The 1272-nt window shown below is 36.3% G+C and carries 1 protein-coding gene; it reads right to left on the bottom strand.

Annotated features, from left to right (window positions below; all coding sequences use genetic code 11):
* Positions 1-321: 321 nt before the first annotated feature.
* Positions 322-1272, bottom strand: a 951-nt coding sequence (locus tag ACVC2P_RS04490) for an AAA family ATPase (RefSeq protein ID WP_452597288.1), incomplete at its 5' end; no start/stop codon positions are given.

The raw sequence follows: 1272 nt of genomic DNA, 5'->3' as shown, positions 1-1272 counted from the left end.
CATTTAGAAGTATTTAAAAACAAAAAAGCAACGCAGTCTTTAAAATGGACTAACGCTGCTTTTTTCAAACTAACTAACTATCACTATCAAAACGCGGGACTTTCCGCTTTATTTTTAAGTTAACACAACTTTATGATTCTTTAACTCTTTGTTGGCTAAATAGCCTTTGGCTTTTATCCGTTATATTTTTGTTTCGTCAATTCGAGTGAATTTTACGATTTTATGAGTGAAATTTGTATCGAGAATAAGAATTTCGTTACTTAATCTGTTCTCGATACAATCCCGATAGTTATTGGAATCACTCGAACCGACGGAAGGGTTTTAAATTTCTTCGGTAACAAAGTTGGCTTCGTTTCTAAAAACCAATTTGTCGTTAAAGGCATCTAATAGTATAATACTATCTGTTGTTACTTTTCCTGCCAAGATTTCTTTACTTAATTGATTTAGCACTTCTTTTTGTATCACTCGTTTTACAGGTCTTGCCCCATATTCTGGATGATAGCCTTTTTCTGCTAAATACTGTCTAGCTTCTTCTGTAGCATCAAAGGTAATGCCTTGTTGCGCAATCATTTTTGTAATGCTTTTTAATTGTAAGCCTACAATGTCTGTAATGTTTTCTCTACTTAAAGGGGTAAACATTACGGTATCGTCTATTCTGTTTAAAAACTCTGGTCGTACAGTTTGTTTTAATAAGCCTAGGACATCTACTTTTGCAGCTTCTATTGCTGAGTCTACATCTTTTAAGGCATCAAAGCGTTCTTGTATTATCTGACTTCCCATGTTTGAAGTCATAATAATAATCGTGTTTTTAAAGTCGGCTATACGGCCTTTGTTATCTGTTAAATGGCCCTCGTCTAGTACTTGTAATAAAATATTAAAAGTATCTGGGTGCGCTTTTTCTATTTCGTCTAAGAGTACTACAGAATAGGGTTTGCGTCTCACGGCTTCTGTTAACTGTCCGCCTTCATCGTACCCTACGTATCCTGGAGGCGCGCCAACTAATCTGCTTACGGCGTGACGTTCTTGATATTCGCTCATATCTATTCTTGTTAAAGCACTTTCGTCATCGAATAAATATTCGGCTAATGCTTTTGCTAATTCAGTTTTACCAACTCCTGTTGTTCCTAAAAACAAGAAGGTTCCTATTGGTTTTTCTGGATTTTGTAATCCTGCTCTAGAGCGTCTTACCGCATCACTAACCGCAGTTATGGCTTCTTCTTGCCCAACGACACGTTTGTGTAATTCGTCTTCTAAGCGCAATAGTTTTTCACG

The organism is Pontimicrobium sp. MEBiC01747 (assembly GCF_053601635.1).
Note: the sequence above shows the minus strand (reverse complement) of the source record. Positions and strands in the feature narration are given on the sequence as shown.